This window comes from Polynucleobacter sp. JS-Polo-80-F4 (assembly GCF_018881965.1).
Lineage (GTDB): Bacteria > Pseudomonadota > Gammaproteobacteria > Burkholderiales > Burkholderiaceae > Polynucleobacter.
The window spans coordinates 633263-659053 of record NZ_JACVPI010000001.1; the positions used below are offsets into that span (position 1 = coordinate 633263).

Below are 25791 nucleotides of genomic sequence, written 5' to 3' on the forward strand. Positions count from 1 at the left end.
GTTTTTGTATTGATAGATTGTTATGACCAATAAGCACCCGATTACCGAATGTATTGAAACCCAATTGCAGGGTTACCTGCAGGATCTAAAAGGAACAGCGCCGACTGATATTTATCAAATGGTATTGGCTGTGGTTGAAAAACCGATGCTGGAATTAGTAATGCAGCATGCCAAGCAAAACCAATCGTTAGCAGCTCAATATCTGGGCATCAATCGCAATACTCTGCATAAGAAGCTTGTTGAGCATCAACTGCTGAAGTAATCACAAACATCACTAATAATAACAAAGCCATTTTTTAAATTAATCTTCGAAAACTATGATCCGTACAGCCCTCCTCTCCGTCTCCGATAAAAATGGCATCGTGCCTTTTGCTAAAGCCCTCCATGAGCAAGGCATTAAGCTCATTTCTACTGGTGGCACAGCAAAACTCTTGGCTGAAAACAATCTGCCAGTAGTTGAGGTTTCTTCTTTAACGAAATTTCCTGAGATGTTGGATGGTCGCGTAAAAACCCTCCACCCAATGGTGCATGGCGGCCTGTTGGCTCGTAGAGATTTTCCAGAGCATATGGCAGCCCTGAAAGAACATGGCATCGACACAATCGATATGCTCGTCATTAACCTATACCCCTTCAATGAAACAGTTGCTAAAGAAAGCTGCTCATTTGAAGATGCCGTTGAGAACATTGATATTGGTGGGCCAGCAATGTTGCGTGCTGCCGCAAAGAATCATCAAGACGTTACTGTATTGATTTCACCAGAAGATTACGCTCCCGTATTAGATGAAATGAAAGCCAATAACAATGTGGTTTCTTACAAGACCAATTTAGCTTTGGCGAAAAAAGTATTTGCACATACCGCTCAATACGATGGTGCGATTGCTAACTATCTCTCAGCCTTAGGTGATGACTTAGATCACAAAGCCCGCTCTGCTTATCCAGAAACATTACATCTCGCCTTTGAGAAGGTGCAAGAGATGCGTTATGGCGAGAACCCACACCAATCTGCAGCGTTCTACAAAGATATCTATCCAGTAGACGGCGCGCTAGCCAATTACAAACAGTTACAAGGGAAAGAGCTTTCCTATAACAATATTGCGGATGCTGATTCTGCCTGGGAATGCGTTAAGAGTTTTACTGGGAATGCCGGTGGCGCTGCAGCTTGCGTCATCATCAAGCACGCGAACCCTTGTGGCGTTGCTGTTGGTGCTACAGCGCTTGAGGCTTATCAAAAAGCCTTTAAGACTGACCCTAGTTCAGCGTTTGGCGGCATTATTGCTTTTAACGTTCCCTGTGACGGTGCTGCAGCTGAAGCTATCTCCAAGCAATTCGTAGAAGTATTGATTGCCCCTAGTTTTAGTGATGAAGCTAAAGCGATCTTTGCTGCGAAACAAAATGTACGTCTACTAGAGATTCCACTGGGTACCGCCTTTAATACTTTTGATTTCAAGCGTGTTGGCGGTGGCTTGCTCGTGCAATCTCCTGATGCTAAAAATGTTCTCGAGAGTGAAATGCGCGTTGTCAGCAAGCGTCTGCCAACTCCAAGCGAGATGCACGACATGATGTTTGCATGGCGTGTTGCCAAGTTTGTTAAATCCAATGCGATTGTCTACTGCGCAAATGGTATGACACTCGGAATCGGCGCTGGCCAAATGAGCCGCGTAGACTCCGCACGTATGGCCAGCATCAAGGCTGAGAACGCTGGCTTAAGTCTTCAGGGTTCAGCAGTAGCAAGTGATGCATTCTTTCCGTTCCGCGATGGCCTAGATGTCGTTGTGAATGGTGGCGCAAGCTGCGCAATTCAACCAGGCGGTAGCATGCGTGATGATGAAATCATTGCTGCAGCAAATGAACATGGCATTGCCATGATCTTTACCGGCACACGTCACTTCCGTCACTAAGCAATAGAAGAAGACGGAAATAAAAAGCTGCTATGCGCTGGATAGGAATCGACCCAGGTTTACGGATCACCGGTTTTGGTGTTATCGATGTCGATGGCCAAAAACTGACTTACGTAGCCTCGGGGACGATTGAAAGTGGCGATCCAGCCAAAGGCTTGCCTGAGCGCTTAGGCGCTCTCTATGCAGGCGTTAAAGAGGTTCTAGAGACCTATCGCCCAGAGTCTGCGGCGATTGAAGAGGTCTTCTTAAACGTCAACCCTCGTTCCACGCTAATGTTGGGTCAGGCACGGGGTGCTGTCATTGCTGCCCTAGTATCTGAAAAACTCCCTGTGGCAGAGTACAGCGCCTTAAGAGTGAAGCAGTCCATTGTTGGCACTGGTAGAGCAGCCAAGCCTCAGGTCCAGGAAATGGTAAAGCGCCTACTTAAACTTAATCGCGCACCAGGAACAGACGCGTCTGATGCCTTAGGGGTAGCCATCTGCGCTGCGCATCATGCCCAGATTCCGAAAGCAATTACCGCTACTCTTGTACCCAAAAAGAGTAGCAAGAAATAACAATACAAACAGGTTAAGATCTTTACATGATTGGTCGCATTCAAGGTACTCTCGTTTCAGTTCATCCTCCTCGTCTCTTGGTCGATTGCCAAGGTATTGGTTATGAAGTTGATGTACCGATGAGCACTTTGTATCAATTGCCACAAGCAGGTCAAAAGATCACCTTACTCACGCACTTCCAAGTTCGCGAAGATGCACAACAACTCTTTGGATTTGCAACTGAGACTGAGCGTGAGGCATTTAGACAGCTCATCAAGATTAGTGGTGTTGGTTCCCGCACAGCTTTAGCAGTACTTTCTGGGATGAGTGTCAATGAGCTGGCCCAAGCCATTGCACTTCAAGAAGCAGGACGCCTCACCCAAGTACCTGGAATTGGCAAGAAAACTGCTGAACGTCTCTGTCTAGAGCTCAAAGGCAAGCTAGCTCCAGACCTTGGTATTGCTGGTGGCAAACCACAAGCGATTGAAGCGAGCAGCGAAGTATTGCAAGCACTCTTGGCATTAGGCTATTCAGAGAAAGAAGCCCTTCTCGCCCTCAAGCAAATCCCTCCCGACACCTCGGTATCCGATGGTATCCGCATGGGATTGAAGTACCTTTCTAAGCCATAAAACCACTACACTTGCAGCATGGCAATACATACAGACGACCTCAGCTCAATTCCTGAAGATTTACCGGAGAATAACGACCGCATTGTGAGTGGTTCAGCCGGCAATGCCGAAGCCGTCTTTGAGAGAGCCCTCCGTCCTAAACAACTCGATGAGTACGTTGGCCAAACTAAAGCGCGTGCTCAATTAGAGATTTTTATTAGCGCTACCAGAGCGCGCCAAGAAGCCCTAGATCACGTCCTATTGTTTGGGCCTCCCGGTCTTGGTAAAACCACTTTAGCCCACATTATTGCCAGAGAGCTTGGTGTGAACTTACGTCAAACCAGTGGCCCCGTCCTTGACAGGCCAGGTGATCTTGCTGCCTTGCTCACCAATTTAGAAGAAAACGATGTTCTCTTTATTGATGAGATTCATCGCTTATCTCCAGTTGTAGAAGAAATTTTGTACCCAGCACTTGAAGACTACAGCCTAGACATTATGATCGGCGAAGGTCCTGCAGCACGCAGTGTAAAAATTGATCTCAAGCCTTTCACACTCATTGGTGCAACTACTCGCGCCGGTATGCTGACCAACCCATTGCGCGATCGCTTTGGCATTGTGGCCAGACTTGAGTTCTACACCACAGAAGAACTCACCAAAATCATTAATCGCTCTGCCAGCTTACTCAAGGCTGATATTGATCCAGAAGGGTCAGTTGAAATTGCAAAGCGCGCTCGTGGCACGCCTCGTATTGCTAACCGCTTACTCCGCCGAGTACGTGACTACGCAGAAGTCAAAGGTAATGGGACGATTACTAAAGCTATGGCGGATGCTGCGCTCAAGATGCTGGATGTGGATCCGAGCGGCTTTGATGTGATGGATAGAAAACTTTTAGAAGCCATCTTGCACAAGTTTGATGGTGGCCCAGTAGGTATTGATAACTTGGCAGCAGCTATCGGTGAAGAGCGCGACACGATTGAAGATGTTCTTGAGCCATACCTAATTCAACAAGGCTATCTACAAAGAACCTCAAGAGGCAGAGTGGCAACCCGCCAAGCTTATGAGCACTTTGGATTAACACCGCCAAGCGGCAGTACTAGCTTAGATATTTAAGCTAGGGTCACTTTCGCAAACTTACGTTTACCTACTTGTACTACGTAAGTTCCAGCCTCAACCTTTAATTGTTTATCAGCAACGGTTGCGCCATCAATCTTTACGCCGTTTTGCTCAATATTGCGCATCGCTTCAGATGTCGATGGGGCAAGACCTGCGGCCTTCAATAAATTCGCGATTGCCATAGGGGCGCCAGAGAGGGTCAGCTCCGGAATGTCATCAGGTACACCGCCCTTAGCGCGATGGTTAAAGTCTTCTAAAGCTTTTTCTGCAGCGGCTTGCGAGTGAAAGCGTGCAACGATTTCTTGCGCGAGCAGGACTTTGCAATCTTTTGGATTACGCCCGGCAGCAACTTCTTGCTTCATCAAATCAATCTCAGCCATTGGCCTAAATGACAGCAATGTGAAGTAATCCCACATCAAATCGTCAGAGATGCTCAAGAGTTTGCCAAACATATCACCCGCTGGCTCGCTGATGCCAATGTAATTACCTTTGGACTTACTCATCTTCTCAACACCATCCAGACCAACAAGGAGTGGCATTGTCAAAATACATTGAGGCTCTTGGCCATACTCGCGTTGGAGTTCACGGCCAACCAGAAGATTGAACTTCTGATCTGTACCGCCAAGCTCTAAGTCACTCTTGAGTGCAACAGAGTCATAGCCCTGCATCAATGGGTATAAAAACTCATGAATCGAAATCGGCACACCATTGCGATAGCGCTTAGTAAAGTCATCACGCTCTAACATACGAGCAACAGTATGTTTAGCAGCTAACTGAATCATTCCGCGCGCGCCCAATGGATCACACCATTCACTGTTGTAACGTACTTCAGTTTTAGAGGGATCGAGGACCATGCTCGCTTGGCGATAGTATGTTTCTGCGTTGACAGCAATCTCTTCTGCGGTCAATGGAGGACGGGTAGCATTACGGCCTGATGGATCACCAATCATGCTGGTGAAGTCGCCGATCAAGAAAATAACGGTATGGCCTAAATCCTGTAGCTGACGCAACTTATTCAAAACAACGGTATGACCCAGATGAATATCAGGAGCCGTAGGATCTAAACCTAACTTAATCCGCAGTGGCGTCTTAGTAGCCTGGCTGCGAGCAAGTTTCTGAACCCAATCTGCCTCAACCAATAGCTCATCACAGCCACGTTTGGTGACTTCGAGCGCTGCAAAGACTTCAGGGGTCAAAGGATATTTTTGTTCTGGTTTAGCCGTCATGCTGATTCGGATTGCTGATTCAGTTAAATTAGTAGTTAAATTGCTAAAGCATAATTGTCGCATTCCTGAGAGCTACATGAACAAACCCCATTCCCTCTATATCGGCCTGATGTCTGGTACCAGCCTAGACGGGATAGATGCCGTTCTAGCCAAGATAGGACCCAATGGAGAAACTGGCGCCTTAGACGCTGTTAGCACCCCTTTCTCACCAGAGCTTCGTAAAGCCTTATCTGAGCTCCAAAGCCCTGGTCCAAATGAGCTCCATCGGGAAAAACAAGCAGGTAATGCCTTGGCCTTGGCTTATGCAGAAGCCATCCATCAATTGCTCAAGAAAACTAAGCTCCAGCCCTCAGATATCACCGCCATCGGAGCACATGGTCAGACCATTCGCCACCAACCCCATTTGGGTGACATGGCATACACACATCAAACCCTGAATTCTGCTCTCTTGGCGGAAAAGACTGGGATCGATGTTATTGCTGACTTTAGAAGTCGGGATCTCGCTGCTGGTGGACATGGTGCACCTTTAGTTCCAGCCTTTCATGCACAGCAGTTTGTGGAAGATCAAAATTTAGCCATTCTCAATATTGGTGGCATCGCCAATCTCACCTTACTTCCTAAGAGTGGCGAAGTCACTGGTTTTGATTGTGGTCCAGGCAATATGCTGATGGACGCCTGGATACATGAACATCAAGGCAATACATTTGATGAGAATGGTGCCTGGGCTTTACAAGGCAAAGTGAATGAAACATTGCTGACAAAAATGTTAACCGATTCTTTCTTTACTAAAGCCCCACCCAAGAGTACCGGCAGAGATGACTTTCATCTTCAATGGTTGCAAGAAAAATTAGGTAGTGAAAACTATCTTTGTGAAGATGTACAAGCTACCTTGCTTCATCTAACAGCGCACACAGCCTTAGAGTCTTTGGCACGCTATGCCCCGCAAACCCAGAAGCTGATTGTCTGTGGTGGTGGTGCCCGAAATAATGCTTTGATGAATTTATTTAAAGCGAAGTCGGATCATTTCTTCAAACAGCCATTAGAAATTACGACTAGTGATTCTGCCGGCATTGATCCGCAACTTGTGGAAGGTCTTGCCTTTGCATGGCTTGCGTGGGCTCATAAAGAAAAACGGCCAGCAAATTTGCCAGCCGTTACGGGAGCGAGGGGTCCTAGAATTCTAGGTGCCTGCTATCCTGCCTAATTAAATATTAATTAAATTCTTTTTAATTAAGCAGAGAAAGAAGATCCGCAACCACAAGTAGTTTGCGCATTTGGATTCTTAATCACAAACTGTGATCCATTGATGTCTTCTTTGTAATCAATCTCAGCACCAACTAAATATTGGAAGCTCATTGAATCTACTAATAAAGTAACGCCGTTCTTTTCAAAGAGGGTGTCATCTTCATTTACAGCATCATCAAATGTGAAGCCGTACTGAAATCCAGAGCAACCGCCACCTTGCACGAATACGCGCAACTTCAATTCTGGGTTACCTTCTTCAGCAATCAAGTCTGCCACTTTCGCAGCAGCGCTATCCGTGAACACCAATGGGGTTGGTGGCTCGGCTAAATCTTGTGCAGGTTGTGTAGCTAATTCAGTCATGATTTACTCCCAATTCAAAAGGCAATAGCTTATTTTAGGCTTTTAATGGCCAGTTTGCTGAAGGGGTATTCCTTATGAAATTAAGGAGATACAGCAATCTGGGTAAGGCCTGTAGTCTCCGGGAAGCCAAACATGAGGTTCATGCACTGGACTCCCTGACCTGAAGCACCCTTTACCAAGTTGTCTTCCACCACCAAAATAACTAAAGTGTCACCACCGCCTGGACGATGAATCGCAATCCGGATGCCATTGCTACCCCGTACAGAGCGTGTTTCTGGGTGACTACCTGCCGGCATCACATCCACAAAAGACTCATCTTTGTAGAAGTCCTCATAAAGCTTTTGGTAATCCACCTCTATACCTGCGTCAGTCAAACGCACATACAAGGTCGAATGAATACCTCTAATCATCGGCGTTAAATGCGGCACAAAGGTTAGCCCAATTTGATCATGGCCAGCAATTGCTTTTAAGCCCTGCTCGATCTCAGGAAGATGACGGTGGCCTTTGACGCTATACGCCTTGAAGTTATCACTTGCCTCAGATAAGAGCGTACCAATTTCTGCTTTACGTCCAGCACCGGAAGTTCCTGACTTCGAGTCAGAAATAATATGGCTACCATCGATCAGTTGCTTACCACCAGTTGATTTAGGCGTCAGCAATGGTGCAAGACCAAGCTGCACTGAAGTTGGGTAGCAACCTGCTAAACCAACTACGCGCGCCTTCTTGATGGCATCACGATTGATCTCTGGCAAGCCATAAACTGCCTCAGCCAAAATTTCTGGGCAGCTATGTTCCATGCCATACCATTTGGCAAATTCTTTCACATCTTTAAGGCGGAAGTCTGCGGCAAGATCCAAAATCTTGACGTTGTTAGCCAGTAATTCTTTTGCTTGCGCCATGGCAACGCCATGTGGGGTTGCAAAGAACACAACATCGCATTCATTTAGCTTGGCCTCATCAGGCGTTGTAAATTTCAGAGAAACACGGCCACGTAAAGATGGGAACATGTCAGCAACTGGCATGCCAGCTTCTGTACGAGAAGTAATTGCAGTGAGCTCTACCTCAGGATGCTGTGCTAATAAACGCAACAGCTCCACTCCGGTATATCCAGTGCCACCTACGATGCCAACTTTAATCATGCCATTCTCCAAAATACTGACCGTGAGAAGTTTCTTTTAAAACTCCTGAATACCTCAATTGTAGAAACAAAAAGGGCCGCTTGCGCGACCCTTTCGATAAAACTTGAGCGACTGAAAGAATTAGCGCTTGCTGAACTGCTTACGACGACGCGCGCCGTGCAGACCAACCTTTTTACGCTCAACTTCACGAGCATCGCGAGTTACCAAGCCTGCTTTAGACAGGGCTGGCTTCAAAGCGTTGTCGTAGTCGATCAATGCACGAGTAACACCGTGACGAACTGCGCCAGCTTGGCCAGTTTCACCGCCACCAGAAACGTTTACTTTGATATCAAAGGTCGTTAAGTGGGCTGTGAGAGCCAAAGGCTGACGAGCGATCATGCGTGATGTTTCACGAGCAAAATATGCATCGATAGGCTTACCATTAACAATGATTTCGCCTTTGCCAGATTTAATAAATACACGCGCCACAGAACTCTTGCGACGACCAGTACCGTAATTCCAATTTCCGTAATTAATAGCCATTTGGTTTCCTTAAATCTCTAACGCTTTTGGCTGTTGAGCCGCATGCGGATGATTGGCGTCGCCGTAGACTTTTAATTTCTTAATCATGGCGTAGCCTAGTGGGCCTTTTGGCAACATACCCTTCACAGCCTTCTCCAAAGCGCGACCTGGGAAACGGTCTTGCATCTTGTCGAAGTTAGTCGAGCTAATACCACCTGGGTATCCGCTGTGACGGTAATAAATTTTGTTCAAGCCTTTTGTGCCTGTGACACGGAGCTTAGAAGAATTGATAACGACAATAAAGTCGCCAGTATCAACGTGTGGGGTGTATTCAGGCTTGTGCTTGCCGCGTAGACGGAGTGCCACTTCACTGGCGACACGACCGAGGACTTTGTCCGTAGCGTCAATCACGAACCATTCATGCACTACCTCATGGGATTTTGCAGAAAAAGTTTTCATGATTTCTCAAATTGTTATGGTCAAAAAAAATTACCCCAACCAAACTACGTCCACCTTGGCCCTGCTTATGTTTGCAAGCTCGCAGATTCTGCAATTTAACTGGTACAACAAATTACCGCTGACCGGCTCGGTAATTCAGTAAAGCCTTGAATTGTAACCTAAAAAAAACCCAGGAACGAGTCCTGGGTTGGAATCCACCTATGTTTGGGTGGAGGAGACACTGGGAGGTAAGTCGCAGTCTTATACAAGACTGACTACCAATGTGGTTATTCTACACAAGGATCATGGTGCAACGCAAGAATATTGACCGAAATCAATATATTTATGTTGCTGTGCAGCAACTTAATTTCCCTTAGAATAGGTAAACTATTGATAATATTGATTAATTTATTAAGTTAGGGGTCACTAATAATGGAATGTCGAGTAAGTTGGTTGGGTAATGGCGGAATGGCTTTTTCTGCAGAAACAGGCAGCGGCCACCTCGTGAACATGGATGGCGCCCCTGAAGCGGGTGGCAGAAACCTCGCCCCAAGACCAATGGAGCTCCTTTTAGCTGGCGCAGGTGGTTGCTCAGCCTTTGATGTGGTTTTAATCCTACAGAGGGCCCGTCAGGCCATTAGCGGCTGTGAAGTGGCACTCCAAGCCGAAAGAGCCACGGAAGACCCTAAAGTCTTCACCAAGATCAATTTGCACTTCATTGTTAAGGGCAAAGGTCTAGACCAGGCAAAGGTAGATCGCGCCGTTAAGCTCTCTCATGAAAAGTATTGCTCAGCGACCACCATGTTGGCTAAAACCGCAGAACTGACTTACAGCGTCGAAATCATTTCAGAATAAGTGCAGAGTCAATCGATAAGCCGGATTCTGTCGCCTAGATTTGCATCTAGGGGCAATCATTCCTCTAGGCCGTTAGTTACCTAACGGCTCAAGCTCCCTACCCGCAGACTCAGCGGGACGCCTCATCGCCTGCTTACTTGGGATTGCTCCAGGTGGAGGTTACCGCGTTTCACCGTAACTAAATACGCTCGTCTCTGTGGCCCTATTCCTCACGTCGCCGTGGATGGCCGTTAGCCATCACCCTTCCCTATGGAGTCCGGACTTTCCTCCCCCTCAATAAAGAGGCGGCGATTGCCCAATTGACTCTGCGACTGCAGTCTAACGCAGTCAGGAGAATTTGGCTAAGAAACGAATGATTTGAGTTTTTTAAACGAGTGACCAGGCGATGGTTTCGCCGGCACGCAATGGAACAATAGTGGCATCACCCAATGGCAATTCAGCAGGGATATTTTGCGGCTGCTTTACCAAAGTAATTGTTTTGGTATTACGTGGCAATGAATAAAAGTCTGGGCCAAAGAAACTAGCAAAGCCTTCTAGCTTATCTAACTTGTCAACACTCTCAAATGCTTCAGCATATAAACCTAAGGCATTAAAGGCGCTATAGCAACCAGCACAACCGCAGACAGCCTCCTTGGCACCCTTAGCATGCGGCGCACTGTCAGTACCCAAAAAGAAGCGAGAGTTACCACTAGTAGCAGCCTCTAATAAAGCAACACGATGCTCTTCACGCTTTAAAACTGGCAAGCAATAATTATGCGGACGAATACCACCGGCAAAAATCGCATTGCGATTCATCAATAAATGTTGTGGGGTAATCGTTGCTGCAATGGTATTTTTTCCACCCGTCACTGCATCACGCACATAGTGAGCAGCTTGTTTAGTGGTGATGTGCTCGAACACAATCTTGAGCTCCGGAAATTTTTTGCGTAAGGGCTCTAATACTGCATCAATAAATACTGCCTCACGATCAAAGATATCGATATCCGCATGCGTCACTTCACCGTGCACAAGCAAGGGCATTCCGACTGCTTGCATCGCTTCTAATGCAGCATAGCAATGCTTGAGGTCACTGACACCTGCATCACTATTGGTCGTTGCTCCTGCAGGATATAGCTTAAAACCGACAATGCCTGCGGCCTTGGCCTTGCGCACTTCATCGGCAGAGGTATTGTCGGTGAGATACAGCGTCATCAAAGGTGTAAAGCTAGTTATGCCTAAAGTATTCAGGTTTGCCTGAATACGCTCTTGATAAGCCTTAGCTAAATCTACTGTTGTAACAGGGGGCTTCAGGTTTGGCATGATGATGGCACGTGCAAATTGACGCGCAGTATCTGCCAGAACATCTTTCATCACTTCACCATCACGAATATGTAAATGCCAATCGTCTGGTTGAATCAATTGAATTTGAGTAGGGCTATTGGACATATTATTTTTCTAGCAAGATGATGCGGAAATCATTCACATTAGTAAGTGTAGGGCCAGTTTCCACTAAAGCGCCTAATTCTGCAAAAAAGCCATAACAATCATGTGCCAATAAGAACGGCTCTGCTGCAAGACCTCTGATTTGACTGGCTTCACGCACGCCTTCATCAAACCAAGCTCCCGCATTTTTTTCACTACCATCAATTCCATCGGTATCGGCTGCAAGAGCTGCAATATTGGACAAATCAGAACTAGCGGTAAATAGGGAGAGTAAATATTCGCTACAGCGGCCACCACGTCCTTTAATACCCGCCGGAATAGTGACAGTGCATTCACCACCAGAAATCAAGGCGAGCGGTTTATCAAACCCCTTCGCCAAATAGTCACGAACTAAGGCAGCCTGTTCAATACCAACCTCTCGCGCCTCTCCAGTAATCGTATCGCCCAAAATAATGGGTTCGTAACCTTGAGTGCGAATGTAGTCGGCAGAAGCCTCTAAGCTTCTGTAAGCAGTTGCAATCACATGATTCACTACTTGCGCATCCACCAAATCAGCATCTTTCAGAGTCTCAGGCTTTTCTCCAGCCAAACCTTGCTTGAGATGATTTAATACTGCCCCCGGAATAGAAGGCTCATCTAAATCATATTTTTCTAAAATATGGAGTGCGTCTAAATAGGTAGAGTAATCAGCAGCGCAGGGACCGCTAGCGATATCTGCAGGCGAATCTCCTGTGACATCAGAAATTAATAGCGCCTCTACTCGTGCGCCACGCGCAATCGCAACCCTAGCTAGGTTGCCGCCTAAGATTGCAGATAAATGTTTACGTACTACATTCATTTCTTCAATAGGTGCCCCACTTCGTAAGAGTGCCTCTGTGGTCCTACGCATGTCATCAATAGAAATACCTTCTTGCGGCAAGGTAAGCAAGCTTGAGCCTCCACCAGATACCAAAGCAATCAATACGTCACCCTGCTTCAGGGTGTTTGTTAGCGCTAAGACTTCTTTAGCTCCATCCATACCGGCCTGATCAGGCACCGGATGCCCTGCTTCAACAATTTTGATATGACTTGTTGGCGAGTTGTGCCCGTAACGCGTAAGCACAACCCCATCTAATTTCACTTGCGGCCAATACGCCTTTGCATAAGCCTCTAACGCGCTAGCCATTGAAGCACTGGCCTTACCTGCACCCACAATCAAACATCTTGCCTTAGGCTCCTGCCCCTTTGGAAATATCTTTGCTAAGTATTGAGGAACAATGACTTGCGGATCCGCCACAGCAACTGCAGCAGCAAAAGCATTTTTAAGCATTGTTTCTGTATTTACTGACATAGAGGGCGAAGAAATAATCTGAGTGATCAAGCTATTCTAATCAAGGGCGGCACGTTCTTGCATTTGCCACATTTCAGCATATTTACCTTGATGCGCAAGCAGCTCCATATGGGTCCCTCGCTCAACAATCTGTCCGTGATCCATGACCAATATTTGATCCGCATGAATAATGGTTGAAAGACGATGGGCAATGATGAGGGTTGTACGATTCTTAGCCAAACCGAGCAGCTCGTCCTGAAAAGCACGTTCCGTTTTCGAATCTAACGCTGAGGTAGCTTCATCAAAAATCAACATGGCAGGCTTCTTCAGCAGTGTTCTAGCAATCGCTACGCGCTGCTTCTCACCGCCCGAGAGCTTTAAGCCCCGCTCTCCCACCTGGGTGTCATACCCATCAGGTAAGCGCCTAATGAAGCTGTCGATTTGGGCTGCCCTAGCAGCCTCTTGCACCTCTTCAATGGTTGCTGAGGGATCGCCATAGGCAATGTTGTAGCCAATCGTATCGTTAAATAGCACGGTGTCCTGCGGAACAATGCCAATTGCCTTGCGCAAACTAGCCTGTGTCACATCCCGAATATTCTGTCCATCAATTAGGATTGCTCCCGTTTGCACATCGTAGAAACGGAACAATAATCTGGCTAAAGTACTCTTACCTGCGCCACTTTGACCCACTACCGCTGTAATAGTTCCCGCAGGAATATTAAAACTGACATCGCGCAAAATTTCACGCTTAGCTTCATAGTGAAACGACACATGCTCAAATCGCACATCAGGACCATGGCCATGATTTTGAACTTGCAGTAGTTTTGCATCAGGAGAATCGGCAATTTCTTTATCGGTATTGAGCAAAGAGAACATGCGATCCATATCAGTCAGAGACTGCTTAATTTCACGATAAATTACACCCAAGAAATTGAGCGGTATATAAAGCTGAATCATTAAGGTATTGACCAGAACCAAATCACCCAAGGTCATCGTGCCATTGACGACACCTACCGTAGCGCGCCATAGAATAAGCATTAGACCAATTGCAATAATGATCTGTTGACCAAGATTCAGGAAGGCTAAGGTCTTTTGTGACTTGACTGCAGCCGCTTGATAGCGGAGTAAATTTTCATCGTAACGGCTGGCCTCAAATGCTTCGTTACCAAAATACTTCACTGTCTCAAAGTTCAATAGTGAATCAATTGCCTTTTGATTTGCCTTTGAATCCATATCATTCATGGTTCGGCGGTAATGGGTGCGCCACTCTGTCACCACTACTGTGAAAGCGATATAAAAGACTAAAGCAATGAATGTAATTGCGGCAAACCAAATATCGTACGAATAGGCTAGGTAGCCCAACACCAAACAAAACTCAATTAATGTCGGTAGGATGCTATAGAGCGAGTATGAAATCAGCGACTGAATGCCGCGTGTACCACGCTCGATGTCTCGGCTCACTCCACCCGTCTGACGCGCTAGATGAAAGCTTAGCGCTAAAGAATGCAAATGCTCAAATACTTGTAGCGCTACTTTGCGAACAGCGTTCTGAGTTACCTTAGCAAACAATGCTTCACGTAGCTCTGTAAACACAGACGCAGAAATTCTTAATAAACCATAGGCAAGAATAATTCCCAAAGGCACTATCAGAAGAGCTTGAGGGGAGCTGGCCTTGATGTCTAAAGAGTCTATTAACTCTTTCATGACAATCGGAATACCCAAATTGGCAACCTTGGCGGCAACTAGGCAGCTCAGGGCAATCAATACCCGAAAGCGATACTCCAGCAGATAAGGAAGGAGATCGCGAATAACACGCCAATCACTCCGCCCTGGTGTTTTTGAATCTGCACTACCGTGATGATGCCCTGATGAATGTCTCATCGCCCTATCTTATTCCTAATTCACTATTTAACTGAGCTTAGTTTGTAGAAAACAATTTCAGAATAGCCTCGCCGTTGCTGGGAGAAAAACATTTTTTTACCGCCTCTTTATATGGCAGCCACTCATAAGCTACATGCTCTCTAGGAGATAGTTTGATTGGGGTATTTTCAGGGACCTCTAGCGCAAACCAGTGTTCAGTATTTCGAGTGACTCCAGTGGCATAACGAAAACGCCACTCGGGGTAGATTTCATATTCGATCTGGTGATGTAGATTCTGTAATGCACCTGTTGGCAGCTGATCAACAGCAATGCCTGTTTCTTCAAAAACTTCACGGGCGGCTGCTAAGGCCAAATCTTCATCCGGTGCATCAAGACTGCCGGTGACTGATTGCCAAAAGCCCGCACGATCTGCCCGCTCTATTAATAAAACATCCCTATTCGATTTATAGATAACTACTAAAACCGAAATAGGGATTTTCAAAATAGGTGCTACTTAAGTTACTTTAAGCGGCAGGTGTGGCTTGACGCAAACGGATATGCAACTCACGCAACTGGCGCTCATCGACTGGGCTAGGAGCCTGAGTTAACAAGCATTGTGCACGTTGTGTTTTAGGGAAGGCAATCACATCACGAATCGACTCAGCACCAGTCATCATCGTCACAATACGATCAAGGCCAAATGCGATGCCACCGTGCGGAGGCGCACCATATTGAAGGGCATCCAACAAGAAACCAAACTTCGCTTGTGCTTCTTCCGCATCAATCTTCAATGCACGGAAAACTTGGCTTTGAACTGCTTCTTGGTGAATACGAACAGAGCCACCACCAATTTCACTACCATTTAGCACCATGTCATACGCTTTAGCCAAGCACTTACCTGGATCGGATTCCAGATACTTCATGTGCTCGTCCTTAGGGCTGGTGAATGGATGATGACAAGCAACCCAACGGGCCTCGCCTTCATCGTAGTCAAACATTGGGAAATCAACTACCCACAATGGCTTCCAACCTTCAGTAAAGAGACCGTGCGCTTTACCCCAAGCAGAGTGGCCAATGCGTAAACGTAAATTACCAATTGCATCGTTTACTACTTTTTCTTTATCTGCACCGAAGAAAATAATGTCGCCATCTTTTGCACCAGTGCGCTTCAAGATGCCTTCGATGGCAGCGTCATGCAAATTCTTGACAATTGGTGACTGCAATCCATTGCGGCCTTCAGCAACCGAATTAACCTTGATCCAAGCCAAACCTTTAGCACCATAGATGCTCACGAATTGGGTGTAGTCATCAATTTCGCTACGGCTGATTTCAGCACCACCAGGTACGCATAGACCCACTACACGCCCACCGTCTTGGTTGGCGGCTCCTGAAAATACTTTGAAATCAACGTCTTTCATTAAATCCGTTAACTCGGTGAATTCAAAATTCACACGTAAATCCGGCTTATCAGAGCCAAAACGCGCCATACCTTCGGAATAAGGCATGGTTGGGAATGGGTTAGGCAACTCAACGCTCATCGTCTTCTTGAAAATATGACGAATCATGTTTTCAAACAAATCACGAATTTCTAACTCACTTAAGAAAGCAGTTTCACAGTCGATCTGAGTAAATTCAGGTTGGCGATCTGCACGCAAATCTTCGTCGCGGAAACATTTGGTAATTTGATAGTAACGATCAAAGCCAGCCACCATTAACAACTGTTTAAACAATTGTGGCGACTGCGGCAATGCAAAGAACTGACCATCATGTACACGGGATGGCACCAAATAATCACGCGCGCCTTCTGGAGTGCTCTTTGTCAACATTGGTGTTTCGATATCAATAAAGCCAGCGTCATCTAAATAGCGACGGCATTCCATTGCGACGTTGTAACGCAAACGCAAATTCTTTTGCATTTGTGGACGACGAAGATCTAGTACACGATGAGTCAGACGAGTAGTCTCAGATAAATTCTCATCATCAATTTGAAATGGTGGAGTGACTGAAGCATTCAGAATCACTAAGCTATGGCAGAGAATCTCCACTTTTCCGCTAACCAAGTCGACGTTCTCAGTACCAGCAGGGCGTGCACGAACAAGGCCTTTGATCTGAATACAGAACTCGCTGCGCACTTGCTCAGCCAGCGCAAACATTTCAGGACGATCAGGATCGCAAACAACCTGCACAAAACCTTCGCGGTCACGCAGGTCAATAAAGATAACGCCTCCATGGTCACGGCGGCGATTAACCCATCCGGAGAGTGTGACTTCTTGACCAATCAGTGAATCGGTTACCTGGCCGCAGGTATGGCTTCGCATCGACATAACAATTTCCTATAAATCAAAAATGGTGTGGCAACTGAGATGCAGTTGGACCACTAGAACTATTAGGGGGAACAGAGCCCATTGAAACAATATGTTTCAAAGCCTCTTCCACACTCATCTCTAATTCAATCGTTTGTGCACGCGGCACAATCATGAAAAAACCAGAGGTTGGGTTTGGGGTTGTTGGCAAGAATACGTTGACGTAATCTTCGCCTAATTTAGCAGTCACCTCTTTGGCAGGTGTACCTGTTTGAAAAGCAATCACCCAAGAATCTGCATGGGGATAACGAATGAGTAAGGCTTTGCTAAAAGCTTGGCCGCTACCAGAAAATAAAGTGGATGAAACTTGCTGAACGCTAGAGTAAATCGAACGCACAACTGGAATACGATTGATTTGCTTATTCCACATCCGTACCCACCACTGGCCGGCAAAGCTAATCGCTACTAAACCAGTGAGCATAATGACGGCGATCACGATCAGGATGCCAACGCCAGGAAGGTCGCGGAAATGCTGCACATCTACAGCTGCATCGTGAGGAAGCACCATGATGATGGCATGCATCACCGATCCAAAAACACCGTCGAGCAGACCCAAGCCCCAAGCAATCACCCAAATAGTGATCGACAATGGTGCCCAAACGAGGATGCCAGCAATAAAGTATTTTTTCATGTGTTCTGCCTAACCCGCTATTTTAGCGGGTTAGCAGCCAATCAGCGAGAGACTAATAAATGCCTAGGCTGATGATCAAAATTCCGGCCAAAAACCCGCCGGCAAAGAGCAAAGCGCCCGCCAAAAGGCGATGCGTACGCCTTTCCTGAAGTAAAAGGGCCTTTAAGACCTCCAATTCGCCAGTTTGGTCTTTTATTGGCTGCCTCCCTTGGATCAGACTATCCGCAATCAAGCGGGGCAACGTAGGCAGAATTTTGGCCCATGTAGGCGCCTCCTCCTTCAGGCCATCAATGAGGCCGCGCCAACCCAACTGCTTACTGACCCATTTTTCGAGAATTGGCTTAGCCGTTTTCCAGAGATCCAGGTCAGGATCCAACTGACGGGCTAGTCCCTCGACATTGAGGAGGGTTTTTTGCAATAAAGTGAGTTGGGGCTGAATTTCCACCTTAAAGCGGCGTGATGTTTGGAACAAACGCATGAGCACGATGCCCAGGGAAATTTCCTTCAGAGGACGATCGAAATACGGTTCACACACTGAGCGTACCGCACCCTCTAATTCTTCAACGCGAGTATTCGCTGGAACCCAACCCGATTCAATATGTAACTCAGCAACGCGACGGTAGTCACGATTAAAAAATGCTAAGAAATTGAGTGCTAAATAATTTTTATCTGACTCACTCAATGCACCAACAATTCCAAAGTCGAGTGAAATAAAGCGACCGAATGTTTCTGGCTCCAAGCTAATCATGATGTTGCCAGGATGCATATCCGCATGAAAGAAACCATACTCGAATACTTGAGTAAAGAAGATTTCTACACCATCAGAGGCCAACTTTTTAAAGTCAACGCCTGCTTCTCTTAACGCCGCAGTTTTACCAATAGAGATGCCATACATCCTCTCCATAACAATCACATTGGTATGGCATAAATCCCAGTACATCTCGGGAATCATCAGCTTTTGAGAATCCGCAAATTGTCTGCGTAGCTGGCTACCATTTGCAGCTTCACGCATGAGATCTAACTCATCATGTAAATGCCTATCAAACTCTGCGACGTTCTCGCGTGGCTTTAATCGACGACCATCCTCGGAAATCTTTTCTACGACTCTAGCCAAGTCATACATCAGCGCTATATCACCATCAATCACCGGTAGAATGCCTGGACGTAAGACTTTAATAGCTACGGCGCGACCTTCCCACTCAGGGTGCTTTTCTGTTCCACGCAAGACGCCAAAGTGCACTTGCGCAACTGAAGCACTGGCAACAGGAGTTGCATCAAAACTAAGGAAGACTTCCTCGATCGGCTGCCCTAAATCCTTTTCAATTAAGCGACGTGACTCTTCGTTTGAGAATGGAGGTACCTGATCTTGTAATTTTGCTAATTCATTGGCAATGTCTTCAGGCAACAAATCGCGACGGGTAGAAAGCACTTGACCGAACTTCACAAAAATAGGACCTAGTGCCTCTAGCGTTAATCGAATGCGGTCGCCTCTAGGTAAATGGCGTCCAGGAGAAGCCCAACACAATACTGTTAAGAAACCTCGGCGAATACCAGGCTTGAGAAGATCGCGTAGAAGTGGCAGTAAACCATAACGCCATGCAGTAAAGAAGATGAAAAAGAGACGAGCAATTCGACGCACGATTTATTTAGCCTTTTGCTCTAAAAATTGAATGCGCTTTTCCATACGATCTACAGATTCACGCAATTCACTTAATTCGGTTTTACGAACCATAAAGTCTCGTTTATTTAAAAGTATTTTCTTTTCTTCACTGACATACTCCACTACATTGTCCAGCAAATCAGTTGCCGCAGATTGAGTGGCAGAGACAAACTTTTTACCTTGTCTTACGGCGAAATTAGCAGGCGCATCGCCCACCAAGCGAGCCAGGTCTTCCTCATATTCCCAGCGTAACTGTCCTGCGAGACGACCCAATAATTGAGCCAAGTCTGCATCGCCAGTGATTTTGACTGCCTTAAAAGCCTGTTCTCGCAAAGAACCTGAGCTACCAGCTAAGTCGCTCAACGCTTTAGCAGAAACCTCCAAGGTGAGGGAGGGCTCGTCAATCTCTTTAAGGCTAGTTAAACAGCCATCGGGTTTTATCTCAAAACAAAGATTGCCTAGCGGTAGTTGCAACAAAATGGTTTTGTTTGCATGGCGAGCCAACTCGGCCAATGCCCAAGGCTCACTCCCCAAAACGTGATTAATCCCCCGGCAAGCTGCGCCAGAAGCAATCGTATGGGTAGTTGAAAAATATCTGTTCATCAGTGTAAAAAACCCGCACTAGTGCGGGTTTTCCGACGGAAATTACCTAAAGCTTAAACCAACTGGGAGATACCCGCCAGTACCCAGCCACCAGGACCGTCTACAGGCTTGCTTAAATTCCAGATTTCAGAGAAGTCGCTAGCTGGAGCGCCCTGCTGCTCACGGATCATGCCACTGAACTGAACACTGCAGAAGTAATGAGCATCAGCCGTCTCGATACCAATCAGTTGAGCATTGATAGTGACGACATCCGTTTGATTACTGCCATCGGTGCGACCAGATAAATCTTGTTGAATTGTGGCAAACATATCAGGCGTCGTAAATTCACGCAGAGATGCAAGGTCACCTTGATCCCAAGCTTTTTGTAAGCTCACGAAATATTGTTTTGCATTCTCCAAAAATGCTTGCTGATCAAATCCTGGTGGCAGAGTTGACTGAAACACCTCAGGCTCAGCACTCACACCGCCGAATGCATTTGCAGCAGGCGTAAAAGCAGGCTCCTGTCTTGGGGTCTCAACGTAACTACGTTGCATACCCTGTGGAGGCACGTTGGCATTCTGACCAGCGCCAGATAAAGCAGGCAGCATTTTGCGAATCACAAACATGATGACAAAGCCTGCCAACATTGCGATCAGCAAACCAGTAATGAGAGAAGATGCTGCCTCACCCATTCCGAAATGAGATAAGAGGTAGCCGATTCCCAAACCAGCAGCTAAGCCGCCTAAAATGCCGCCCATGCCGCCAAAACGACTAGGTGTAGGAGTTTGTGGAGTTGGGGCAGGTGCCGCAGGTTGAGCTTGCTGTGCAGGCTTTTGAACTGGCGCAGCTTGTTTTTGCATTGGCGCACTTGGAGCTCGTCCAAGACTCTTGCCGCCACCTAGGCGCGCAGCTTCAACATGACCTACCGATGCAAATATTAAAGTAAGACTTAACAGTGTTGCTTTAAAAAAATGTTTATTCATGATTCTTAACCCCTTCTTATAACTACTGAACTTCTTGAGTTTTTAAGACTTTAAAAACTATACAACTATCAGTATTTAATACCAATATGTAGGGCAACGATACCCCCAGACATCCTATGGATTTCCACTTCATCAAAACCTACTCCCAACATCATTTCCTTGAGGGTTTGTGCATCGGGGTGCATCCGAATGGATTCAGCTAAATAGCGATAGCTTTCTGAATCTTGCGCAATCTTCTCACCCAACCAAGGTAAAACCTTAAAGGAATAGGTGTCATAAACCGGCTGCAAAAAAGCATCTGGCTTAGAAAATTCCAAGACCAAGACTCGGCCGCCCGGCTTAATCACCCGAAGCATTTCACCTAAAGCAACATCCTTGTGAGTCATATTGCGTAGACCAAACGCAACCGTAACCACATCAAAATGATTATTGGGGAAAGGGTTTTTTTCAGCATCAAACTGAACGCAAGGCAAAGCCATACCACGATCTAACAAGCGATCACGCCCAACTCCCAACATGGAGGCGTTGATATCACTTAACCAAACTTGAGCATCAGGATTGCGACCCCAGTCAGCAGCTTTTGCGAAAGCCGCTGCTAAATCACCGGTACCACCAGCAATATCCAAAACCTTTTGGCCGGGGCGCACATTTGCGCGCGCAATGGTGACTTTTTTCCAAACGCGATGCAAACCAAATGACATCAGGTCATTCATCACATCGTATTTACTAGCTACCGAATGAAATACCTCAGCTACCTTGCCAGCTTTTTCAGACTCATCAACACTTTTATATCCGAAGTGCGTTTTACTCATTAGTGGCTTCCACAAGAATGGCCTGATGCACCACCAGGCTGACCCATTGGCGCATCACGGTCTATACCAGCGGCGGCCAATTTATCTAAATGCTCTTTCCATAATTGTTCCTGGTTCTCACACAAAAACAGTAGATAGTCCCAGGTGAACAAACCGGAGTCATGTCCATCAGAAAAGCTAGGCTTGAGTGCGTAGTGTCCTACGGGTTCTAAGTTAGCGATCAAAACATCACGCTTGCCAGTTTGCAGTGTTTCCTGTCCTGGGCCGTGTCCTTGAACCTCAGCAGAGGGCGACAAGACTCTCAACAATTCAAAAGGTAGGCGATAAGTATTGCCCCCCTGATAGGAGAGCTCTAGAACCTTAGACTGTTGATGGACAACAATATTGCTTGGAATCATTAGACGAGAACCCTCTCGATACCACCTTGGTTTGCTTTGGTTACATAATCTTGCATCCAATCCTTGCCCAGTATCTTTTGGGCCATCTCCACAACGATGTAATCGGCTGTTGTGTCGCTATCAGCATCAAAGCGGGTTAAGCCTTGTAAGCATGATGGGCAACTAGTTAACACTTTGACATCGCCAGTGAAATTGTCTTTGCGTAAATCAGTTGCAGCTTTTTCCATCTCAATCTGCTTGCGGAAACGCACTTGAGTAGAAATGTCAGGACGTGTGACAGCCAATGTGCCAGATTCGCCACAGCAGCGATCATTCTTCTGAATCGCTTTGCCATCTTCCAACTGAATGAGTTCATTCACAGTCTTCAGAGGATCTTGCAACTTCATTGGAGAGTGGCAAGGATCGTGATACATATACTTCACGCCCGTGACACCAGAAAGCTTCACGCCTTTCTCTGCCAAGAACTCATGGATATCAATAATGCGACAGCCAGGGAAGATCTGCTCAAACTGATATCCAGCCAATTGGTCATAGCAAGTACCGCAAGAAACCACTACGGTCTTAATATCCAAATAATTGAGGGTATTGGCAACACGATGGAATAACACACGGTTATCCGTGATCATCTTCTCTGCCTTATCGAAGTCACCATTACCACGCTGTGGATAGCCGCAGCAGAGATAGCCAGGAGGTAGAACCGTTTGCACACCAACATTCCACAACATGGCTTGCGTAGCTAGTCCGACTTGCGAGAACAAACGCTCAGATCCGCAACCTGGGAAGTAGAACACTGCCTCAGTATCTGCGGATGTTGTCTTAGGATCGCGAATAATGGGAACGTAGTTCGCATCTTCGATATCCAATAAAGCGCGTGCCGTTTTTTTAGGGAGATTGCCAGGCATCTTCTTGTTCACAAAGAAGATTACTTGCTCTTTAACACTTGGCTTTCCTACTGTTGCAGGTGGATGAGCAGTTTGCTTTTTTGCAAACTTACGCAGCACATCATTACCCAAACGTTGTAACTTATAACCCCAACCAATCATGGTCGTGCGAGCAAGATTAATGCTTTCTGGGCTAGTTGCATTCAAGAAGAACATGGATGCAGCAGTACCAGGATTAAAGCGCTGCTGCCCCATCTTACGCAAGAGATTGCGCATGTTCATGGTGACATCACCAAAGTCGATATTGACTGGACATGGCGTTAAGCACTTATGACAAACGGTGCAATGTGCAGCGACGTCATCAAACATTTCCCAATGGCGAATCGAAACACCACGTCGAGTTTGCTCTTCATATAGGAAGGCTTCAATCAACAGTGATGTTGCTAGGATTTTGTCGCGGGGGCTGTACAGCAGGTTTGCACGCGGTACGTGAGTTGAGCAAACTGGCTTGCATTTACCGCAGCGTAAACAATCTTTCACACTATCAGCAATTGCACCAATGTCGCTTTGCTGCATGATGATCGACTCGTGACCCATCAAGCCAAAGCTTGGTGTGTAGGCCATGCTCAGATCAGCATGCGGCATCAACTTGCCTTTATTAAATCGACCTTCTGGATCTACGCGATTCTTATAGCTACGGAAGTCTTTCAGCTCAGCTTCAGTTAAATACTCTAATTTTGTAATGCCAATTCCGTGTTCGCCAGAAATGACGCCATCCAAAGAGCGAGCTAATTTCATAATGCGATCTACTGCACGATGCGCATCTTGAAGCATCTCGTAGTCATCGGAGTTCACTGGAATATTGGTGTGCACGTTTCCATCACCAGCATGCATGTGCAACGCTACGAATACGCGCTTGCGCAGAATATTTTTGTGAATTGCTTCTAACTCAGCCAAGATCGGCTCAAATGCAAGGCCGCCAAAGATGATGCGTAACTCTGCACGCACTTCTTCTTTCCAAGAAGCCCTCAGACTGTAATCCTGCAAGCGCGGGAAATAAGAGTCCATTTCAGTAAGCCACTCAGCCCAACGCCCACGCACCTTAGCGATCAGCTCTAAGGCTTGCTGAACTCGGTCACCCAAGATTTCTGCTGTAGGAATCTCATACTCAGCGTCACTCTTACCAAGCGGTAATGCGCTCTTTTTCAAGAAAGATTCAAGACCATCGAGTACTTGTAGCTTATTTTTGAGAGAAAGCTCAATATTGATGCGATCGATACCGTCGGTGTACTCGCCCATACGAGGCAAAGGAATCACAACGTCTTCGTTAATCTTAAAAGCATTGGTATGACGAGCAATCGCAGCGGTTCGAGCGCGGTCCAGCCAGAACTTCTTACGAGCCTCAGCACTTACCGCCACAAAACCTTCGCCAACACGTAAGTTCGCCATGCGCACTACTTCACTAGTCGCGGCAGCAACAGCCTCCTCATCGTCACCGGCAATATCGCCAATCAATACCATCTTCGGCAAGCTATTGCGCTTAGATTTGGTGGAGTAACCCACTGCTCTTAAGTAACGATCATCTAAATGCTCAAGTCCAGCCAGAATCGGACCGCCTTGCTTGCTTAAACCATCTAAATACGCTTTGATCTCGACAATACTTGGAATAGCTTCTCGCGCTTGACCAAAAAATTCTAAGCAAACGGTGCGCATAAATTTTGGCATGCGATGCAATACCCAAGTTGCGCTAGTGATCAAACCATCGCAACCTTCTTTTTGCACGCCAGGTAAACCCGATAAAAATTTATCAGTAACGTCTTTACCCAAACCTTCTTTGCGGAAACGCCTACCTTCAACTTCTAATAACTCTGTTTTGAGAATGCGTTCGCCTGGCTCACTATTTCCATCCGACCAAGTCAACTGAAAACGTACTGTAGCCACATCATGGATCTTGCCCATATTGTGTTCAAGTCGCTCAACATCCAACCAATTGCCTTCAGGATCAACCATACGCCAGCTAGCGAGATTATCTAAGGCGGTTCCCCAAAGAACGGCCTTCTTACCACCAGCATTCATCGCAATATTGCCACCAATGCAGCTTGCATCAGCAGAAGTAGGATCGACCGCAAACACCAGACCAGCATGCTCTGCAGCATCAGATACCCGGCGAGTCACAACACCTGCACCAGTAAAGATGGTTGGTACTTCACGATCAAGCCCCGGCAATTTCTTCGCTTTTACGCCGTGAATATCCTGTAGCTTCTCAGTATTAATCACTGCTGACATTGCATAGAGTGGGATAGCGCCGCCGGTGTAACCAGTACCACCTCCGCGAGGAATAATCGTCAGGCCCAATTCAACGCAAGCTTTCACCAAGCCTGGAATTTCAGATTCGTAATCCGGCTTTAGAACAACCAGCGGAAACTCGACGCGCCAGTCGGTTGCATCGGTAACGTGAGCGGCGCGAGACACGCCATCAAAGCAAATATTGTCCGCAGCAGTATGGCGACCTAACTCCTTACGAGCACGCTTACGGATGACTTCAACTTCTTTAAATCCATTCTCGAAATTTTCAATTGCGCGATAGGCAGCACTCAACAGAATCTCTACTTGGTCAGCAGAATCCCCGCTATTGCGCTTCTTTACTTCGCCCAAGCGATGCCATAGAGCATCGGTTAATTGTTTGCGACGGGTTGCACTATCGAGCAAGTCATCTTGCAAGAAAGGATTGCGCTGAACGACCCAAATATCACCCAGGATCTCAAACAACATACGTGCTGATCGGCCCGTACGACGAACCCCGCGCAAGTTGTTGAGAACGCGCCAGGACTCCTCGCCCAATAAGCGAATAACAATCTCTCGATCAGAAAAGGAGGTGTAGTTGTAGGGAATTTCACGCAGACGGGGTGAACCCGCCTCGGCGTCCAACAACTGGTTCAATGCTAGTGGAGCGTTCATAGCGACATATTTGATA

Annotated in this window: 24 protein-coding genes and 1 other RNA gene; 7 read left to right on the top strand and 18 right to left on the bottom strand. The window is 46.6% G+C overall.

Features of this window, described 5'->3' with window-relative positions:
• The first annotated feature begins 22 nt into the window (after positions 1-22).
• From ICN20_RS03110 to ruvB, 5 genes are read left to right on the top strand one after another with little or no spacing between them, the layout of a single operon-like run.
• Positions 23-262, top strand: coding sequence for a helix-turn-helix domain-containing protein (locus ICN20_RS03110; RefSeq protein ID WP_216238057.1), 240 nt, complete (start codon positions 23-25; stop codon positions 260-262).
• Between the two features lie 55 nt (positions 263-317).
• Positions 318-1898 carry a bifunctional phosphoribosylaminoimidazolecarboxamide formyltransferase/IMP cyclohydrolase gene (gene purH / locus ICN20_RS03115; RefSeq protein ID WP_216238058.1) on the top strand — a complete coding sequence of 527 codons (1581 nt, stop codon included), beginning with the start codon at positions 318-320 and terminating at the stop codon, positions 1896-1898.
• A 32-nt stretch (positions 1899-1930) separates the two neighbouring features.
• Positions 1931-2452, top strand: a complete 522-nt coding sequence (ruvC, locus tag ICN20_RS03120) for a crossover junction endodeoxyribonuclease RuvC (RefSeq protein WP_216238059.1) — start codon at positions 1931-1933, stop codon at positions 2450-2452.
• 26 nt (positions 2453-2478) lie between these two features.
• A complete protein-coding gene (gene ruvA / locus ICN20_RS03125; protein WP_216238060.1) occupies positions 2479-3060 on the top strand; it encodes a Holliday junction branch migration protein RuvA in 582 nt (193 codons plus the stop codon).
• 18 nt (positions 3061-3078) lie between these two features.
• Positions 3079-4149 (top strand): Holliday junction branch migration DNA helicase RuvB, encoded by a 1071-nt coding sequence (gene ruvB, locus ICN20_RS03130; RefSeq protein ID WP_216238061.1) that lies wholly within the window; start codon positions 3079-3081, stop codon positions 4147-4149.
• On the opposite strand, the gene tyrS is transcribed toward ruvB, so the two are convergent.
• A complete protein-coding gene (gene tyrS / locus ICN20_RS03135) occupies positions 4146-5378 on the bottom strand; it encodes a tyrosine--tRNA ligase (RefSeq protein ID WP_216238062.1) in 1233 nt (410 codons plus the stop codon). The genes ruvB and tyrS overlap by 4 nt on opposite strands.
• Positions 5379-5454: 76 nt before the next feature.
• Here tyrS and ICN20_RS03140 point away from each other — a divergent pair, with 76 nt between their 5' ends.
• Positions 5455-6582: an anhydro-N-acetylmuramic acid kinase gene (locus ICN20_RS03140; protein WP_216238063.1), complete on the top strand. Its 1128-nt coding sequence runs from the start codon at positions 5455-5457 to the stop codon at positions 6580-6582.
• 26 nt (positions 6583-6608) lie between these two features.
• Here the strand turns inward: ICN20_RS03140 and erpA are convergent, their stop codons facing one another.
• The 4 genes from erpA to rplM all read right to left on the bottom strand — a co-directional run bounded on the left by erpA (position 6609) and on the right by rplM (position 9082).
• Entirely contained in the window at positions 6609-6983 is a 375-nt protein-coding gene (erpA, locus tag ICN20_RS03145) for an iron-sulfur cluster insertion protein ErpA (protein ID WP_068319574.1), read from the bottom strand.
• 80 nt (positions 6984-7063) lie between these two features.
• Positions 7064-8122: an N-acetyl-gamma-glutamyl-phosphate reductase gene (gene argC / locus ICN20_RS03150; protein ID WP_216238064.1), complete on the bottom strand. Its 1059-nt coding sequence runs from the start codon at positions 8120-8122 to the stop codon at positions 7064-7066.
• A 120-nt stretch (positions 8123-8242) separates the two neighbouring features.
• Complete coding sequence (rpsI, locus tag ICN20_RS03155) at positions 8243-8644, bottom strand: 30S ribosomal protein S9 (RefSeq protein ID WP_072582726.1); 402 nt, start codon at positions 8642-8644, stop codon at positions 8243-8245.
• Positions 8645-8653: 9 nt separating this feature from the next.
• Positions 8654-9082, bottom strand: coding sequence for a 50S ribosomal protein L13 (rplM, locus tag ICN20_RS03160; protein ID WP_011903721.1), 429 nt, complete (start codon positions 9080-9082; stop codon positions 8654-8656).
• 411 nt (positions 9083-9493) lie between these two features.
• On the opposite strand from rplM, the gene ICN20_RS03165 reads away from it, so the two are divergent.
• Positions 9494-9916: an OsmC family protein gene (locus ICN20_RS03165; RefSeq protein ID WP_216238065.1), complete on the top strand. Its 423-nt coding sequence runs from the start codon at positions 9494-9496 to the stop codon at positions 9914-9916.
• Here ICN20_RS03165 and rnpB read toward each other — a convergent pair.
• The 13 genes from rnpB to ICN20_RS03230 form a co-directional block, all read right to left on the bottom strand.
• Positions 9917-10223, bottom strand: an RNA gene (gene rnpB / locus ICN20_RS03170) — RNase P RNA component class A.
• Positions 10224-10282: 59 nt separating this feature from the next.
• Entirely contained in the window at positions 10283-11341 is a 1059-nt protein-coding gene (pyrC, locus tag ICN20_RS03175; protein ID WP_216238066.1) for a dihydroorotase, read from the bottom strand.
• A 1-nt stretch (position 11342) separates the two neighbouring features.
• A complete protein-coding gene (locus ICN20_RS03180) occupies positions 11343-12668 on the bottom strand; it encodes a glycerate kinase (RefSeq protein WP_255534625.1) in 1326 nt (441 codons plus the stop codon).
• A gap of 36 nt (positions 12669-12704) precedes the next feature.
• Positions 12705-14528: an ABC transporter ATP-binding protein/permease gene (locus tag ICN20_RS03185; protein ID WP_216238067.1), complete on the bottom strand. Its 1824-nt coding sequence runs from the start codon at positions 14526-14528 to the stop codon at positions 12705-12707.
• Between the two features lie 37 nt (positions 14529-14565).
• Entirely contained in the window at positions 14566-15009 is a 444-nt protein-coding gene (gene nudB, locus ICN20_RS03190; RefSeq protein ID WP_216238068.1) for a dihydroneopterin triphosphate diphosphatase, read from the bottom strand.
• A 22-nt stretch (positions 15010-15031) separates the two neighbouring features.
• Complete coding sequence (gene aspS / locus ICN20_RS03195) at positions 15032-16831, bottom strand: aspartate--tRNA ligase (RefSeq protein WP_216238069.1); 1800 nt, start codon at positions 16829-16831, stop codon at positions 15032-15034.
• Between the two features lie 16 nt (positions 16832-16847).
• Positions 16848-17501 (bottom strand): DUF502 domain-containing protein, encoded by a 654-nt coding sequence (locus ICN20_RS03200; protein WP_216238070.1) that lies wholly within the window; start codon positions 17499-17501, stop codon positions 16848-16850.
• A 52-nt stretch (positions 17502-17553) separates the two neighbouring features.
• Positions 17554-19140 carry a ubiquinone biosynthesis regulatory protein kinase UbiB gene (gene ubiB / locus ICN20_RS03205; protein ID WP_216238071.1) on the bottom strand — a complete coding sequence of 529 codons (1587 nt, stop codon included), beginning with the start codon at positions 19138-19140 and terminating at the stop codon, positions 17554-17556.
• Between the two features lie 3 nt (positions 19141-19143).
• Entirely contained in the window at positions 19144-19764 is a 621-nt protein-coding gene (locus ICN20_RS03210) for an SCP2 domain-containing protein (protein WP_216238072.1), read from the bottom strand.
• A 53-nt stretch (positions 19765-19817) separates the two neighbouring features.
• Positions 19818-20726 carry a Tim44 domain-containing protein gene (locus ICN20_RS03215; RefSeq protein ID WP_216238073.1) on the bottom strand — a complete coding sequence of 303 codons (909 nt, stop codon included), beginning with the start codon at positions 20724-20726 and terminating at the stop codon, positions 19818-19820.
• 68 nt (positions 20727-20794) lie between these two features.
• On the bottom strand, positions 20795-21538 hold the full coding sequence (ubiE, locus tag ICN20_RS03220; RefSeq protein WP_216238074.1) for a bifunctional demethylmenaquinone methyltransferase/2-methoxy-6-polyprenyl-1,4-benzoquinol methylase UbiE: 744 nt from the start codon (positions 21536-21538) through the stop codon (positions 20795-20797).
• Positions 21538-21936: a gamma-butyrobetaine hydroxylase-like domain-containing protein gene (locus tag ICN20_RS03225; RefSeq protein ID WP_215391667.1), complete on the bottom strand. Its 399-nt coding sequence runs from the start codon at positions 21934-21936 to the stop codon at positions 21538-21540. Before ICN20_RS03225 ends, ubiE begins: the two co-directional genes overlap by 1 nt.
• Entirely contained in the window at positions 21936-25775 is a 3840-nt protein-coding gene (locus ICN20_RS03230) for an FAD/FMN-binding oxidoreductase (protein ID WP_216238075.1), read from the bottom strand. Before ICN20_RS03230 ends, ICN20_RS03225 begins: the two co-directional genes overlap by 1 nt.
• Between the last annotated feature and the right edge of the window lie 16 nt (positions 25776-25791).

Bases quoted from the DNA above. Each gene is read 5' to 3' on its own strand.
- ICN20_RS03110 (WP_216238057.1), top strand. From the start codon at position 23: ATGACCAATAAGCACCCGATTACCGAATGTATTGAAACCCAATTGCAG.
- purH (WP_216238058.1), top strand. From the start codon at position 318: ATGATCCGTACAGCCCTCCTCTCCGTCTCCGATAAAAATGGCATCGTG.
- ruvC (WP_216238059.1), top strand. From the start codon at position 1,931: ATGCGCTGGATAGGAATCGACCCAGGTTTACGGATCACCGGTTTTGGT.
- ruvA (WP_216238060.1), top strand. From the start codon at position 2,479: ATGATTGGTCGCATTCAAGGTACTCTCGTTTCAGTTCATCCTCCTCGT.
- ruvB (WP_216238061.1), top strand. From the start codon at position 3,079: ATGGCAATACATACAGACGACCTCAGCTCAATTCCTGAAGATTTACCG.
- tyrS (WP_216238062.1), bottom strand. From the start codon at position 5,378: ATGACGGCTAAACCAGAACAAAAATATCCTTTGACCCCTGAAGTCTTT.
- ICN20_RS03140 (WP_216238063.1), top strand. From the start codon at position 5,455: ATGAACAAACCCCATTCCCTCTATATCGGCCTGATGTCTGGTACCAGC.
- erpA (WP_068319574.1), bottom strand. From the start codon at position 6,983: ATGACTGAATTAGCTACACAACCTGCACAAGATTTAGCCGAGCCACCA.
- argC (WP_216238064.1), bottom strand. From the start codon at position 8,122: ATGATTAAAGTTGGCATCGTAGGTGGCACTGGATATACCGGAGTGGAG.
- rpsI (WP_072582726.1), bottom strand. From the start codon at position 8,644: ATGGCTATTAATTACGGAAATTGGAATTACGGTACTGGTCGTCGCAAG.
- rplM (WP_011903721.1), bottom strand. From the start codon at position 9,082: ATGAAAACTTTTTCTGCAAAATCCCATGAGGTAGTGCATGAATGGTTC.
- ICN20_RS03165 (WP_216238065.1), top strand. From the start codon at position 9,494: ATGGAATGTCGAGTAAGTTGGTTGGGTAATGGCGGAATGGCTTTTTCT.
- pyrC (WP_216238066.1), bottom strand. From the start codon at position 11,341: ATGTCCAATAGCCCTACTCAAATTCAATTGATTCAACCAGACGATTGG.
- ICN20_RS03180 (WP_255534625.1), bottom strand. From the start codon at position 12,668: ATGTCAGTAAATACAGAAACAATGCTTAAAAATGCTTTTGCTGCTGCA.
- ICN20_RS03185 (WP_216238067.1), bottom strand. From the start codon at position 14,528: ATGAGACATTCATCAGGGCATCATCACGGTAGTGCAGATTCAAAAACA.
- aspS (WP_216238069.1), bottom strand. From the start codon at position 16,831: ATGTCGATGCGAAGCCATACCTGCGGCCAGGTAACCGATTCACTGATT.
- ICN20_RS03200 (WP_216238070.1), bottom strand. From the start codon at position 17,501: ATGAAAAAATACTTTATTGCTGGCATCCTCGTTTGGGCACCATTGTCG.
- ICN20_RS03210 (WP_216238072.1), bottom strand. From the start codon at position 19,764: ATGAACAGATATTTTTCAACTACCCATACGATTGCTTCTGGCGCAGCT.
- ICN20_RS03215 (WP_216238073.1), bottom strand. From the start codon at position 20,726: ATGAATAAACATTTTTTTAAAGCAACACTGTTAAGTCTTACTTTAATA.
- ubiE (WP_216238074.1), bottom strand. From the start codon at position 21,538: ATGAGTAAAACGCACTTCGGATATAAAAGTGTTGATGAGTCTGAAAAA.
- ICN20_RS03225 (WP_215391667.1), bottom strand. From the start codon at position 21,936: ATGATTCCAAGCAATATTGTTGTCCATCAACAGTCTAAGGTTCTAGAG.
- ICN20_RS03230 (WP_216238075.1), bottom strand. From the start codon at position 25,775: ATGAACGCTCCACTAGCATTGAACCAGTTGTTGGACGCCGAGGCGGGT.